Below are 13,335 nucleotides of genomic sequence, written 5' to 3'. Positions count from 1 at the left end.
GATCACCCTCTCAGGTCGGCTACGCATCGTCGCCTTGGTGAGCCGTTACCTCACCAACTAGCTAATGCGCCGCGGGCCCATCCTGTAGTGACAGCCGAAACCGTCTTTTAACATCTCCCCATGAGAGGAAATGGATTATTCGGTATTAGCCCCGGTTTCCCGGAGTTATCCCAATCTACAGGGCAGGTTGCCCACGTGTTACTCACCCGTCCGCCGCTAAATCAGAAGAAGCAAGCTTCTTCGTCATTCGCTCGACTTGCATGTATTAGGCATGCCGCCAGCGTTCGTCCTGAGCCAGGATCAAACTCTCCATAATAGAGAACTTAAAAAGCTCAATTTGTTTTGCTGGCATCATCATTAAATGATGTCAAAAATTGTTTTGCTTTCAACTAACTAAGTTAGTTGAAAGCTATGTTTCTTAACGTTTTGCATGTTCAGTTTTCAATGTTCAATATTCAATGATATTAAATAATGGAGCGGGTGAAGAGAATCGAACTCTCATCATCAGCTTGGAAGGCTGAGGTTTTACCACTAAACTACACCCGCATTAAATTTTGTTAAATTGTTATGTGACTGGTGCGGCCGAGAGGACTTGAACCTCCACGGGGTTATCCCCCACTAGGCCCTCAACCTAGCGCGTCTGCCGTTCCGCCACGACCGCTTAGTACTTAACAGAACAAGGTTGATTATACTCTCGAACACCTTAAATGTCAACAACAATTTGATGAGCCATGTAGGATTCGAACCTACGACCCTCTGATTAAAAGTCAGATGCTCTACCAACTGAGCTAATGGCTCAAAAATGGCTGGGGTACCTGGATTCGAACCAGGGCATGATGGAATCAAAATCCATTGCCTTACCGCTTGGCTATACCCCAACATGGCGGTCCCGACCGGGATCGAACCGGCGATCTCCTGCGTGACAGGCAGGCATGTTAACCGCTACACCACGGGACCGTTGAAAATACAAAGTAATAAATATAAATGGTAATGACCCCTACGGGATTCGAACCCGTGTTACCGCCGTGAAAGGGCGGTGTCTTAACCGCTTGACCAAGGGGCCATAATGGCTCCGAAGGTAGGACTCGAACCTACGACCGATCGATTAACAGTCGATTGCTCTACCACTGAGCTACTTCGGAATAACTTTTGTCGTTTTGTTTTACTCGACTTTTTCTATTATAGAGAGGGTTTTGCAAAACGTCAACTACTTTTTGATAATTTATTTGAGATTTTCAAAAGAAACTAACATTAGGTCTCCAAAACACTTGCCACAACGGTATTTCCTAGTATTTAAACGAATTTTCCGATTATATGAAAGAGAGCATTTTACACATTTATATGTATATCTCTTTTTACTTTTCCGGACTTTTCTCTCCACTAAAGTAGAACAAAATCTAGGTGAGTTTGTTATTTTAAGTAACTCCCTAAAGTCAGTATCTCTATGCTGATAGCCTTTTCCTTCTATATGTAAGTGATAATGACAAAGCTCGTGTTTGATCACGCCTAGCAATTCATCCATTCCGTACTTTTCGAAAACTAGCGGATTCACTTCTATATTGTGCGATCTCAACATATACCTTCCACCAGTTGTTCTAAGTCTTTTGTTGAAATATGCTTTATGTTGAAATTGTTTCCCAAAGACTTCGTTTGATACATGACTTACTAGTTCGTGTAATTTTTCATCAGACATATTATCTCCCCCCTATTTAAAAAGAGGTTGTCCAGTGGCATATCTCCATTGGACAACTCTATTCGTTACACTTGTTGTTCAGGAGGAAGCATCGTTAATGCAATCCTTCCTTTGTTGGCATCAAACTGTTCTACCCAGACAGTAACTATATCTCCAAGGGAGACAACATCTAAAGGATGTTTGACAAAGCCTTTTTTTAGTTTAGAAATATGAACTAGGCCATCTTGTTTTACACCAATATCTACAAATGCACCGAAGTCTACTACATTTCTTACTGTTCCTTGTAACTCCATTCCTGTTTTTAAGTCCTCTAATTTGAGTACATCTTTTTTCAGGATTGGCTGCGGGAATGCTTCACGAGGGTCACGCGCTGGTTTGATCAATGTATCTACAATATCCTTTAATGTGATCTCCCCTATTTCTAACTCTCTACTTACTTCTTCAATAGAAATTTTCTTTAGTGCCTCTTCTGCTTCTTTTGTGCCTATTTGCGTCTTCTTAAGTCCTGCAATTTCCAGTACCTGCTCCGCTCCCTTATAACTTTCAGGGTGGATTCCTGTTGCATCAAACGGATTTTTTGCATCTGGTACGCGTAAAAACCCAATTGCTTGTTCATAAGTTTTGGCTCCAAGGCGTGGAATTTTCTTAAGTTGTGCTCGCGAAGTAAACCTCCCTTGCTCGTTTCTCATATTCACCACGTTTTCTGCAACTGTTTTTGACAGCCCTGAGACGTATTGTAAAAGGGAAGCAGATGCAGTATTTACATTTACTCCTACTTGGTTAACCGCAGTTTCTACTATAAAGGATAAGGAATCGGATAATTTCTTTTGCGAAACGTCATGTTGGTATTGTCCTACTCCTACTGCTTTTGGATCTATCTTCACTAATTCCGCCAAAGGATCCTGCAATCTTCTTGCAATAGATACCGCACTTCTCTGCTCTACTTGTAAGTCAGGAAACTCATTACGTGCTGTTTCAGATGCTGAATACACACTGGCACCCGCTTCATTTACTATTACATACGCTACCTCGCCCTCTACCTCTTTCAAACAGTCCACAATGAATTGTTCTGTTTCGCGAGAAGCGGTACCATTTCCGATAGCTATTAAAGAAATAGGATAGTTTTTTAAGTAAGCAAGTACTTTTTTCTTGGAACCCTCCACATCCATTTTAGGCGCATGTGGATAAATAGCCGATACTTCTAGCAGTTTTCCTGTATCATCTACAACCGCTAATTTACACCCAGTACGATAAGCTGGATCGACACCTAGAATTACTTTTCCCTTTAATGGTTGTTGCAATAGTAGGTTCCTTAGGTTTTCGGAGAATATGTGAATAGCCTGAGCTTCTGCTTTTTCTGTAAGCTCTGCTCGAATCTCTCGTTCAACAGAAGGCTGAATTAGTCGTTTGTATGAGTCTTCTACCGCCAATTCAATTTGTTCCACTGCATCACTAGAGGATGGTTTAATCCAATGTGTTTTCATCACATTAGCTGCTTTCTCCATAGGAACTTGAAGAGCAACTTTTAAGATATCTTCTTTTTCCCCTCGGTTTACTGCTAATATACGATGAGGAACTATCTTTTTAACAGGTTCTTCGTACTCATAATACATTTCAAACACATTCTTTTCATCTAGCTCTGCCTTTTTGACCGATGTAATAATTTTACCGTCCGCACGGGTAATATTACGGATTTGCTCTCTTATTTTCGCATCGTCAGCAAATTGCTCAGCTAGGATATCTCTAGCTCCAAGTAACGCATCCTCTACTGAAAGAACTTCTAGTTCTTCATTTAAATAGCCTTCTGCTAACTTAGAAATGGATTCTTTAGGGAAAGTCATGATGAGAGCCGCCAAAGGTTCTAATCCTTTTTCCTTTGCAATAGTAGCCTTTGTTCTACGTTTTTGCTTATATGGTCGATATAAATCTTCTAATCGTTGCAATACCGTTGCATTATTAATAGAAGCAGTTAACTGTTCGGTTAGTTTACCTTGCTCTTCAATTAAGCGAAGGATCTCTTCTTTTCTTTGTTCCAACTGCTGTATGTAATTATACCGATCTTCAACGGCTTTAATTTGGACTTCATCTAAAGAGCCTGTTTGTTCTTTTCTATATCGTGCTATAAAAGGAACCGTATTTCCCTCTTCTAGTAATTTTATAACCTGTTCAGCTTGTGATGATTTAACACCTGTATCTTTTGAAACAAGTTGGAGCATTTTCTTTATTTCCAATATGAACACGTCCTTTCTTTATAGTACTCAGTTTATCATATTTGTTACCTTCTAGAAAAAGCCAAACAAAAAAGCTTACCCTATATTAGAGTAAGCTTCCTACTATAAAGGTTGAGTCGTCGCCATGCTCAATTTCTTTAAAAATCGTTTCATAGAGACATTCCGCATTCGAGGCATTTTTTATAGTGGATTTCGGACTTTTCATCACAACCCCGTCTGAGTGAAGCATGAACAAATCATTTTTTTCACAGGCATATGTTTGGGTATTAATCTTTTGCTTTCTGCCTGATAAGTAGCCCATAACGGGTAGAGGATAAATCATTTTATCGGTAGAGCGTTTATACATATAAAACTTCACATTACCAACACAGCTATAGGATATAGTTTGATGTTTATAATCTATTTTAACTATCGCTACTGCTGCACCTCTCTTACTAACCATTAACTCGTTGCAACGTAGTAGTAATTCATCTAATGTTTCTTCTTTATATTCCTCTAGAATCTTCGGGATAATATCTGCAGACTCTTTAGCCACAGGTCCATTTCCCAACCCATCTGCTATAGCACAAAGCATAAACTCATCTGTCTTTGTAATATAATAAGTATCTCCAGATTCTAGATTTCCACTTTTGGCCTCTTGGTATACAAACAAATCTACTTTGTCATCTGAAAAATTCATCATTTAACTACTTCACCTGACAATAAAATGGCCTCCTGTAATTTCTTTATAGCCTTTCGTTGAATCCTAGATACATGCATTTGGGATATACCTAGACGATCTCCTGTTTCTTTTTGACTAAGCTGCTCCATGTATGTAAGTTGAATGATTTCTTTCTCTCGATCCGATAATACATTTAGTGCATTAGCAACAAGTAAGCGTTGATCTGTTTTCTCGTATTCGCCATCTGCTTTACCAATAACATCAAATAACGTAATGGTACTACCGTCTGAGTCAGATTCAAGTGAATGATCCATAGATAATGCCTGATAACTTTTACCCATTTCCATGGCTTCAAGCACGTCTTCTACTTCTACACCTAGAAAATCAGCGATTTCCGGAATAATAGGAGAACGTTGGAATTCCACTGTTAGTGTTTCCACTGCTACTCGGATTCGTGGTCCAAGTTCTTTTATCCTTCTTGGAACATGTACAGCCCAAGTTTTATCTCTTAAAAAGCGTTTTATCTCTCCGATAATGGTAGGGATAGCAAAAGCTTCAAAGTTTTTTCCGAATGATGGATCATATCTTCGGATAGCTCCAAGAAGACCAAGCATGCCGACTTGGGCGATATCCTCATGATGCGATTTACCATTAGAATATTTTCGAGCAATGGATTCTACCAACCTAGTGTAATTCAGTACTAAGTTAGTTTGTGCCTCTTCACTTTCTGTCTCTTGATATTCTTTGATCCATCCCAATATTTTCTCTTTCGATTCTTTATTAGGAAGGGACGTGTTCGACATTTTCATCCACCTGCTCTACTCTGACATGTTTCGTCATAAATACAGTAACGCCTTCTTGGTGATGTACTTTAACCTCATCCATTAATGTCTCGATCAAATATAAACCAAGACCTCCTTCTCTCAAGAAAGATCCTTCCTCTAAATCATGATAAGGGCCGACTTTTGCTTTCGTTTCTTCAAAGTCAAAACTTTTACCATGATCCGCTACCATGATTTCTATTTTTTCATCGTATAATGCACAGCCAATAACCACTTCGCCTTCCTCATTATCCGCATATGCATGTTGGACTGCATTTGTAATCGCTTCACTTGCAGCTATTTTTAAGTCTTCGATATCATCATACGTAAATCCGATACGATTGGCCAAACCAGAAATTGTGAGGCGAGCAACGCTAACATATTGAGGCTTTGCAGGCACCCGAATTTCAACATAATCAAACGGTTTCATCTATTTTCACCTCTTCATCTCTAGCCTGTATATCCATAATTTCCACTAAACCAGTAATATCAAATAAGCGCTTCAATCTAGATGAAAGTCCCGTTAACTCCATATGACCATTTGCAGCTATGACGCTCTTATAAAAGCCGACAAAAACACCTAGTCCCGTACTATCCATATAGGAAACATCTTGTAAATTCAATTCAACATGTATATTATCCTGTAAGGTTACCTCTGCAAGTTTCTCTCTTAAAATCGGCGCTGTAAAAGCATCAATTTCTCCACCAATTAATCCTTTAATATGCAATTCAGCTATCGTTTGTAATTCAACTGAAATATTCATTTTTATTCCCCCGTTTTCGCTATATATAGTCTATTATCTATTGTCTATAGTCTCTATACCACAAAGCAGTTATTAATAAACCTCAAATTACTTCTTTTTGAAAATAACGAGTGTGAAATCATCTCGTTGTTCAAACTCCTGTAATTCCTCAAGCTTGTGAAACACATATTCCACCATATCTTGAGCAGATTGATCTCTTACGCTTTCAATAATATCCATCACGGTTTTTTGGTCAATGAATCCCTCTTTTGAACGGCATTCAGTTACACCATCAGTCATCATAACGACAAAATCGTCTTTTCCTAAAGAAATAGAGTGTTGTTCGTATTTAACATTGGGAATTACACCTAACAATAATCCCTTTGCTTGTAGTTCTGAAAAACTATTAGACTTAGCACAATAAAATAAAGGTGGCTCATGTCCTGCAGAGGCATATGTAAATACACTTGTAGAAGTATCATAAGTTCCATAAAACATGGAGATGAACATCGAATCACTTACACTTTTCTCAACAATTCGATTGATGACATCTAGTACAACAATGGGTTCGGTTTCTGCTCCATTTAAACTATCCATCCCATACTTAATCATGGACATGCATAGGGCAGCTGGAATCCCTTTACCGATTACATCTGCAACGGCAATACCTACTGTAGTATCATCATTTAGAAAATGCGTGTAATCCCCATTCATTTCTTTTGCAGGAACAGAGATCATCCCTATATCTAAACTGTTCATCTCTGGCACTTTAGTTTTCAACAACGTTTGTTGAACATTAGAAGCCAGCTCCATTTCCATTCTAAAGTTTTCCTGTTTTTTAATTAGGGTCTGGTGTTCTTTTAGTGCAAGTCCATATCTAATCATCACTTCTATTAATAAATCAAAAGAATGCCAAACATTATTTGGCAATTCAGGCATAAGTTCTTCTAAAGAAGCCTTATGTATACTTATAACTTCCTCTGGAGAAATATTCTTTTGGATAAGTTGTCTACTGAAGTTTTGACCTTCATACAAATTATGTTCTGTTTGTCTTTGTGTATATTGCTCTAAAATCTCTCTGTATTGTCTCTTAAATTCTTGAGGCATACTTTGAATTACCTCCTATCTTAATAACTTAGATGCACTAATAGTGGTACCTTCTCCTAGGACAGTTTCAATTTTGAAATCGTCCATTAGTCGCTTTACTCCTGGAAGGCCGGCACCTAAACCACCTGATGTCGTATATCCATCTTCCATGACTTTACGAACATCTGCAATTCCTGGTCCTTTATCAGATGCAATGACAAGCAGACCTTTTAGGTTGCCATCAGTAATTTGTCTAATTTCTATTTTACCTTTACCAGCATATAAGTATATATTCCGAGCGAGTTCACTAATCGCTGTTGTAATTCTTGCTTGGTCAACTGTACCGAAGCCTACATCCTTCGCTTCATTTCTACCAAGTTGCCTTGCAGCAACGATATCCCACTCAGTTATTATATCAACAGAAGACCTTAAGTTCATGGACTAGTCCTCCAATTCTCGTTCTAATTTTTCCAATCCATTTTCTAAGTCTAGGGCCGTAACTACATTTTCGAGTCTAATGCCTAATTCTATGAGAGTAATAGCTACCGCAGGTTGAATACCTGTAATTACTACCTTCGCACCCATTAGACCCGACATACTGATTACATCTCCCAATACTTTTGCGATGAATGAGTCTATAAAATCTATTGGTGTAAGATCAAGTACTACTCCTCTTGCAGATGTTGTATGAAGCTTATCAAGTAAATCTTCTTGAAAAGAAAGAGCAGTTTGATCATCTAACTCCCACTGAATGGAAACGATTAAACAATCTCTCAATTTTAAAATAGGTATTCTTGTCATCATTATGCTTCCACCTCTACTATTGCTCGATTTGTTAAAGCCAGGGCTTGTTCAACGCCTTTTTGTAAAGTACTTGTTGTTGTAAAATCATTTAAGTTTATACCTAGTGTAACAATAGTTTGCGCAATTTCCGGACGGATTCCGACTAGCATACATTTAGCTCCGACTAATCGGACGGCATCTGCTGCTTGAATAATATGATGCGCAACCATCGTATCTACTACTGGGACGCCTGTAATGTCTAGCAACACAACTTCTGCACGATGCTTTACAACTCCCTGTAGAAGATTTTCCATTATTAGCTTTGCTCGTTCCGTATCAATTGTACCTACTAAAGGCATTACGGAAATTTTTTCGAAGACAGGTATTAAGGAAGCAGACAGTTCTTGTAGAGCAATCTTTTGTAGACTCACCGTTTTTTCCCACACTACCGAATAGGCATCTACAATGCTGTGATTCAAAGGAATAATCCAATTATTTAATATTTCTCTATATGATTGGAAATTACCTTCATCTAAGTTCTCTACATCGTCCATTTTTTCATAGATAATTTCTGTGAAGTTGGTTAAGGCTTTTAAAACAAAAGAGATTGACCATCCATAATGTACAATTTGAACGGAAAAATCATTTAACTTGGCCGTATATGTATCGTGGTCTTCCGTTAGACTTGAAATCATTAACTCTCCGAATTCACGAACTGTATTATCCACTATTCTATTAGACATAATCTGGAAGAAACGATCATCCTTCTCTTCCTCCATCTTTATTCTCCACTTTTCTAAAATTTCATCAATATTATCGTGAATATACGAAGCAATTCTGCTATTCATTGTTTTACATACATCTCCTCGTTGAATATTAGTAATTATATTGTACAGAATTTCATCTAACATTACATCTTTTACACTTGTCCATGTATTACCTGATTAGTGATACTACCCTGTAATATAGTATTTTGCAAACCAAGTAAAGTGAATTAGTTTTACCTTCAACTCTAACTTTGTTAAAAAAATTCCTATTAAAAAACACAATGTGTTTTTGTCGGTTCCACATTGTGTTTTTACTATGTATTAAAATTTAACAATCCCTAAGCTAATCCCTAATGCATGATCTACGTCTTCCATCACATCTTCATCTAGGTGGGTGATTTTATCCGTAAGTCTGGATTTATCAATTGTTCTTAACTGCTCCAACAAAATAACGGAATCTCGTTCAAAATCATATTCTTTTGCATTTATTTCTACATGTGTTGGTAACTTTGCCTTTTGAATTTGAGCTGTGATAGCTGCCACGATGACAGTTGGACTGAATCTATTACCGATATCATTTTGTATCACCAAAACGGGTCTGGTTCCACCTTGCTCAGACCCGATTACTGGTGATAAATCCGCAAAAAAAACGTCTCCACGTTTTACGATCAAATTTTCATCCTCCACTTACGAGTCGCTCTGTCGTATGTTGAGCTTCATACTCTGCATGTAAACACTCCGTGCAAATGGATAGATTTATATGAGACATCTCAACATAGCCTTTCTTCATCGCTTCTCTTATAAGATTTGCCTGACCATTTTTTACATATTCATTTGCTTGGACACGAACGAAACTTTCTACGCCAGTTAATGATTGTTTTACGGTTTTTACTCCTTCATTAACCAATTGATTTGGAAGCTGAATGATCGCTTCCTTTTTCTTTTTATCACTTACCACAGCAAACACCTCCGACAAAACATTTCCCTATATGACAATATACTTCATCTTACCATTTCTATAGCTTAAATAAAAGACATTAAGAGAAATGGTTAGACAATTTATGCATATAACTTTAAGTTTTGTCGAAAATCTACTTGCTATATATTCTAGGGATTCTGTTAGAGAAAGTGCAACAAACTTCATAAGGGATAGTTTCCAATGCTTCCGCCCATTCTTCTATTAGAATCTCTTCATTTTCCTGTAAACCTAGTAATGTAACTTTTTCGCCAACCTCTATTTTTTCATCGAGACGAATCATGCATTGATCCATACAAATTTTCCCGACGATTGGCATCTTTTTACCTTTTATCAAAACAGACTGGTTATGAAGTTTCCTTAAAAGCCCATCTGCATAACCAATCGGAATTGTTGCAATCCACTCATTTGTTGGAGCTACATATGTAGCTCCGTAACCAATGGTAGAACCCTTCGTTACCTTTTTAACATGTGCAACCTCAGTGTGTAACGAAAGAGCTTTTTCTAAGGGAAACGGAAGTTCTCCATTAACCCAAGAAGACGGCGCTATTCCATACATAGATATACCAAAACGCACCGCATTCCAGTGTTGGTCAGGGTATAGTAAAGCCGCTGCACTATTAGAAGTATGAACCATTGCGGGTCTTTGCTCAAATACATTTAATAATTGTTCGAATCTGGAAACTTGTTTTCGGAATAGTGTTTGCTCCTCTTCATCAGCAGTTGCAAAATGAGTAAAAACGCCCGTAATTTGCAACCAATCTCTTTTGCTGATAAAGGCAAGTGCCTGCTGTAGCTCTGTCACTTCTGTAAAACCAATTCTACCCATTCCACTATCGATTTTTATATGAAGCTTTAAAGGAATTTGAAGATCCTTAGTAGCAAGTAACCACTCATATGAATATGCTGTAAGTGTAATGTTTTGTTTTGAAGCTTCCTCTAAAAAAGAGAGCGGAGATGTACCTATCAGAAGTATTTCCGCTTCAATACCCGCTTCCCTTAAATGTAATGCTTCTTCTGGCGTGGCAACCGCCAAAAGATTGGCTCCTGCTTTTAATGCTGCTTGCGCAACTTCAATATCTCCATGACCGTAGCCATTCGCTTTAACTACAGCAATCACGGCAGTATGTTCTGGAAGTATTTCCATGAGCCGTTTAATATTATTTTGTATAGCTTGTAAGTTTACTTTGATGAATGTAGGTCGGTATAGCTTTTGAGACATATAGTTCCCTCTTTTAATCAGTTTAAACCGATTATCCTACTAGTGTACTGAAGTAGTCAACCCTAATTACTTTAAACCACTAGTTGTCATAGATGCAGCAACTTCAATCATTTCTTCTTTCGTCAATGTAGAGGATGCAATAAAGAATGACATACCATCTTGCTCCCAAGAAAGAGACTGGTCAGTAATTGCACCAATTGCAACTCCTAGATCAACCGGATCTCCAGGTGAGAATACAGGAATAATAGAGGAGTCCCCCGGTTCGCTTCGATGTTGAATTATCGTAAACTCTTTGTCTCCACTATATGTTAAAATAACTCTTTTTTCTCCGTCGACTTCCACCACTTTTTCGTCAATATTGTGCACTTGATCCCATTTTAACATTGGATAATAAGTTTCCATTTCAGCATTATCAATCTCTGCCGATGTCTCTACGGTTTCTTCCGTGCCTTCAGCTTTACCTGTAGGCGTTTGCTCTATTTTATATTCTGCTGCTGCATGTGTTTTTCCTAGCGATACTTTTTTAAATGTAATATGAATTTGCTCTTCTTTGTTCTCATTCATGATAGAAACATCTGTTGGTAGTAATGTCTTTTTATTGATGTAAATCTTTTGAGTTGGCAGCATAGTTTTATGGTTGTTACTAGTTTTTGTTTCAAAGACATATTTGTCACCTTCTTCTTTGAAGGTTGCCGTTTTGTCTTTTTTTATGTCGTTGGCTAGTGAACCGATTAAATATGCTTGGCTATTTTCAGTTGGCCATTTACTTTGGAACTTATACGTTTTGTTCAGCGCTGGTGTTACGACAAATACACCTTCTGTGTTACGGATGATCATTTGGGTATTCTCTGCATTTGTATCCGATACCTGTACTCGGTAAAAATCTGGTTTAGTGTGCCAAACTTCCACACCATATACTCTTGGTTCTTCCCCAGTCATGATGCTCATCTCTGCTTCGAGCACATACCCCTTTGCATCCACCCACTTGTTACTAAGTTTTTTCACAACATCTTCTTTCGAATCGGCTCCACATGCGGAAAGTACTAAGATTGTTACAATTAAAAAAAATAGTTTAGCCACGCGGCTCTTCAATCAGTCCATCCTTTCTATTATCACTGCGTTCATTCATTGTATGTAGATGGACGACCGGTTATGATTGTAGAATTACTTGAGCAGCCACATAAACTTTTGTATGGGTTATAGATACAAATCCATTAACTTCTATTCCTTTAAAATATAAAACAGGCTTACCTGAAGGTTCTTTTAAAATTTCAATATCTTGAAAACTACAATCTTTCCCTATTCCAGTTCCTCGAGCTTTAGAAAATGCTTCTTTGGCTGCAAATCTCCCTGCTAAGTATTCGATTCGTCTTGTCCCGGATAACTCATTTAATTGAACTCTTTCTTTTTCGGAAAGTACCCGCTCTTCAAATTTACGTGTTTTAGCAGAAATGGATTGGATTCTTTCTATTTCAGTTATATCTAATCCTATTCCAGTAATCATGAATGTTTCTCCTTTCCAAATATCCTCCTTACAGGATATACTAATAGTAGATAAATTGAGGTGAAATAATGTTTAGTAGAACAGAAAATTTTAAACAATACATAAAACTATATCCAGTTGTTTCTTCTTTGCTTGCATTGAATATTGTTATTCATTTGTTAACTTTAGTCCCTATATTTGGATCGCAATTATTTAATTACGGTGTTCACTTTAACTTATTAATTAGTGAAGGTGAATATTGGCGTTTGATAACTCCGATATTCTTGCATGCAAACTTTGCTCACTTATTATTCAATATGTTCTCGTTGTACATATTTGGGCCAGAGTTGGAGCAACTAGCTGGTAAGGCTCGTTTCCTAACTATTTATATGCTAGCAGGATTAGTTGGTAATGTCGCTACCTACCTAATACACGATTGGAATTATACAAGTGTTGGGGCAAGTGGTGCTATTTACGGGATATTCGGTGCTTTTGGGGCTTTGGTTTATTATACGAGAAATTTCATGCCACAGCTAAAACAAATTATTATTCCGATTATTGTAATTGGAGTAATTATGACATTCCTGCAACCGAAGATTAATGTTACTGCTCACATAGCTGGGCTGATAACTGGTTTTGCACTAGGAATGGTTTACTTCCATCCGAAGCGAATAGCTGCTTGGAAGAAAAGACAGCGTAAGCTTAAATCTGTTTAAGGATTAAAATCAGATTCTATCGTTTCCGAAGTGCTTCGGACAGATTTACAGCTATTTTATTAACCGTTAATTTTTTGAGAGACTGATTGTGACTGTCGTCGCAATCAGTCTCTCTTTTTTCATTAATCTTATTCCTGGGCTCACACTTCATAA

General features: G+C 37.7%; 16 protein-coding genes, 7 tRNA genes and 1 rRNA gene. 1 reads left to right on the top strand and 23 read right to left on the bottom strand.

Translation table 11 applies throughout. The features are described from left to right. The 23 genes from BM260_RS12045 to acpS all read right to left on the bottom strand — a co-directional run. A 16S ribosomal RNA gene (locus BM260_RS12045) occupies positions 1-316 on the bottom strand; the annotation flags it as partial. A gap of 156 nt (positions 317-472) precedes the next feature. Continuing rightward, a tRNA-Gly gene (locus tag BM260_RS12040) sits at positions 473-546 on the bottom strand. A 28-nt stretch (positions 547-574) separates the two neighbouring features. Beyond that, positions 575-661 (bottom strand) — tRNA-Leu (locus tag BM260_RS12035). Between the two features lie 64 nt (positions 662-725). Continuing rightward, a tRNA-Lys gene (locus tag BM260_RS12030) sits at positions 726-798 on the bottom strand. Positions 799-803: 5 nt separating this feature from the next. After that, a tRNA-Gln gene (locus BM260_RS12025) sits at positions 804-878 on the bottom strand. Between the two features lie 3 nt (positions 879-881). Continuing rightward, positions 882-957: transfer RNA gene (locus BM260_RS12020), tRNA-Asp, on the bottom strand. A gap of 34 nt (positions 958-991) precedes the next feature. After that, positions 992-1,063: transfer RNA gene (locus BM260_RS12015), tRNA-Glu, on the bottom strand. A gap of 4 nt (positions 1,064-1,067) precedes the next feature. Continuing rightward, positions 1,068-1,142: transfer RNA gene (locus tag BM260_RS12010), tRNA-Asn, on the bottom strand. Between the two features lie 80 nt (positions 1,143-1,222). Then, positions 1,223-1,693, bottom strand: a complete 471-nt coding sequence (locus BM260_RS12005; RefSeq protein ID WP_093537586.1) for a SprT family protein — start codon at positions 1,691-1,693, stop codon at positions 1,223-1,225. Positions 1,694-1,758: 65 nt separating this feature from the next. After that, positions 1,759-3,924, bottom strand: a complete 2,166-nt coding sequence (locus tag BM260_RS12000) for a Tex family protein (RefSeq protein WP_093537585.1) — start codon at positions 3,922-3,924, stop codon at positions 1,759-1,761. 85 nt (positions 3,925-4,009) lie between these two features. Next, a complete protein-coding gene (locus BM260_RS11995; protein WP_322788087.1) occupies positions 4,010-4,603 on the bottom strand; it encodes a PP2C family serine/threonine-protein phosphatase in 594 nt (197 codons plus the stop codon). Continuing rightward, a complete protein-coding gene (gene sigB / locus BM260_RS11990; RefSeq protein ID WP_093537583.1) occupies positions 4,603-5,388 on the bottom strand; it encodes an RNA polymerase sigma factor SigB in 786 nt (261 codons plus the stop codon). Before sigB ends, BM260_RS11995 begins: the two co-directional genes overlap by 1 nt. After that, complete coding sequence (rsbW, locus tag BM260_RS11985; RefSeq protein WP_093537582.1) at positions 5,366-5,836, bottom strand: anti-sigma B factor RsbW; 471 nt, start codon at positions 5,834-5,836, stop codon at positions 5,366-5,368. The genes sigB and rsbW overlap by 23 nt, the downstream gene beginning before the upstream one ends. After that, complete coding sequence (locus tag BM260_RS11980; RefSeq protein ID WP_093537581.1) at positions 5,823-6,170, bottom strand: anti-sigma factor antagonist; 348 nt, start codon at positions 6,168-6,170, stop codon at positions 5,823-5,825. The genes rsbW and BM260_RS11980 overlap by 14 nt, the downstream gene beginning before the upstream one ends. Before the next feature lie 87 nt (positions 6,171-6,257). Continuing rightward, on the bottom strand, positions 6,258-7,256 hold the full coding sequence (locus tag BM260_RS11975; RefSeq protein ID WP_093537580.1) for a PP2C family protein-serine/threonine phosphatase: 999 nt from the start codon (positions 7,254-7,256) through the stop codon (positions 6,258-6,260). Positions 7,257-7,271: 15 nt separating this feature from the next. Beyond that, positions 7,272-7,673 (bottom strand): anti-sigma regulatory factor, encoded by a 402-nt coding sequence (locus BM260_RS11970; protein ID WP_093537579.1) that lies wholly within the window; start codon positions 7,671-7,673, stop codon positions 7,272-7,274. Positions 7,674-7,676: 3 nt separating this feature from the next. Next, positions 7,677-8,039 (bottom strand): STAS domain-containing protein, encoded by a 363-nt coding sequence (locus BM260_RS11965; protein ID WP_093537578.1) that lies wholly within the window; start codon positions 8,037-8,039, stop codon positions 7,677-7,679. Continuing rightward, positions 8,039-8,866, bottom strand: coding sequence for an STAS domain-containing protein (locus BM260_RS11960; RefSeq protein WP_093537577.1), 828 nt, complete (start codon positions 8,864-8,866; stop codon positions 8,039-8,041). Before BM260_RS11960 ends, BM260_RS11965 begins: the two co-directional genes overlap by 1 nt. A gap of 240 nt (positions 8,867-9,106) precedes the next feature. Continuing rightward, positions 9,107-9,457 carry a type II toxin-antitoxin system PemK/MazF family toxin gene (locus BM260_RS11955; RefSeq protein ID WP_093537576.1) on the bottom strand — a complete coding sequence of 117 codons (351 nt, stop codon included), beginning with the start codon at positions 9,455-9,457 and terminating at the stop codon, positions 9,107-9,109. Positions 9,458-9,461: 4 nt separating this feature from the next. Continuing rightward, positions 9,462-9,743, bottom strand: coding sequence for a transcriptional regulator (locus BM260_RS11950; RefSeq protein WP_245762718.1), 282 nt, complete (start codon positions 9,741-9,743; stop codon positions 9,462-9,464). 133 nt (positions 9,744-9,876) lie between these two features. After that, positions 9,877-10,983 (bottom strand): alanine racemase, encoded by a 1,107-nt coding sequence (alr, locus tag BM260_RS11945; RefSeq protein WP_093537574.1) that lies wholly within the window; start codon positions 10,981-10,983, stop codon positions 9,877-9,879. 66 nt (positions 10,984-11,049) lie between these two features. Further along, positions 11,050-12,075 carry a LolA family protein gene (locus BM260_RS11940; RefSeq protein ID WP_093537573.1) on the bottom strand — a complete coding sequence of 342 codons (1,026 nt, stop codon included), beginning with the start codon at positions 12,073-12,075 and terminating at the stop codon, positions 11,050-11,052. A gap of 58 nt (positions 12,076-12,133) precedes the next feature. Further along, on the bottom strand, positions 12,134-12,487 hold the full coding sequence (acpS, locus tag BM260_RS11935; RefSeq protein ID WP_093537572.1) for a holo-ACP synthase: 354 nt from the start codon (positions 12,485-12,487) through the stop codon (positions 12,134-12,136). Positions 12,488-12,555: 68 nt separating this feature from the next. On the opposite strand from acpS, the gene BM260_RS11930 reads away from it, so the two are divergent. Further along, positions 12,556-13,182 (top strand): rhomboid family intramembrane serine protease, encoded by a 627-nt coding sequence (locus tag BM260_RS11930; protein WP_093537571.1) that lies wholly within the window; start codon positions 12,556-12,558, stop codon positions 13,180-13,182. Positions 13,183-13,335 lie beyond the last annotated feature (153 nt).

It is taken from the genome of Psychrobacillus psychrotolerans, from assembly GCF_900115805.1.
GTDB lineage: Bacteria > Bacillota > Bacilli > Bacillales_A > Planococcaceae > Psychrobacillus > Psychrobacillus psychrotolerans.
This window is presented reverse-complemented; position numbering and strand designations above follow the sequence as displayed.

Coding starts and splice junctions, on each gene's coding strand:
- BM260_RS12005 (WP_093537586.1), bottom strand. CDS start 1,693: ATGTCTGATGAAAAATTACACGAACTAGTAAGTCATGTATCAAACGAA.
- BM260_RS11995 (WP_322788087.1), bottom strand. CDS start 4,603: ATGAATTTTTCAGATGACAAAGTAGATTTGTTTGTATACCAAGAGGCC.
- sigB (WP_093537583.1), bottom strand. CDS start 5,388: ATGTCGAACACGTCCCTTCCTAATAAAGAATCGAAAGAGAAAATATTG.
- rsbW (WP_093537582.1), bottom strand. CDS start 5,836: ATGAAACCGTTTGATTATGTTGAAATTCGGGTGCCTGCAAAGCCTCAA.
- BM260_RS11980 (WP_093537581.1), bottom strand. CDS start 6,170: ATGAATATTTCAGTTGAATTACAAACGATAGCTGAATTGCATATTAAA.
- BM260_RS11975 (WP_093537580.1), bottom strand. CDS start 7,256: ATGCCTCAAGAATTTAAGAGACAATACAGAGAGATTTTAGAGCAATAT.
- BM260_RS11970 (WP_093537579.1), bottom strand. CDS start 7,673: ATGAACTTAAGGTCTTCTGTTGATATAATAACTGAGTGGGATATCGTT.
- BM260_RS11965 (WP_093537578.1), bottom strand. CDS start 8,039: ATGATGACAAGAATACCTATTTTAAAATTGAGAGATTGTTTAATCGTT.
- BM260_RS11960 (WP_093537577.1), bottom strand. CDS start 8,866: ATGAATAGCAGAATTGCTTCGTATATTCACGATAATATTGATGAAATT.
- alr (WP_093537574.1), bottom strand. CDS start 10,983: ATGTCTCAAAAGCTATACCGACCTACATTCATCAAAGTAAACTTACAA.
- acpS (WP_093537572.1), bottom strand. CDS start 12,487: ATGATTACTGGAATAGGATTAGATATAACTGAAATAGAAAGAATCCAA.
- BM260_RS11930 (WP_093537571.1), top strand. CDS start 12,556: ATGTTTAGTAGAACAGAAAATTTTAAACAATACATAAAACTATATCCA.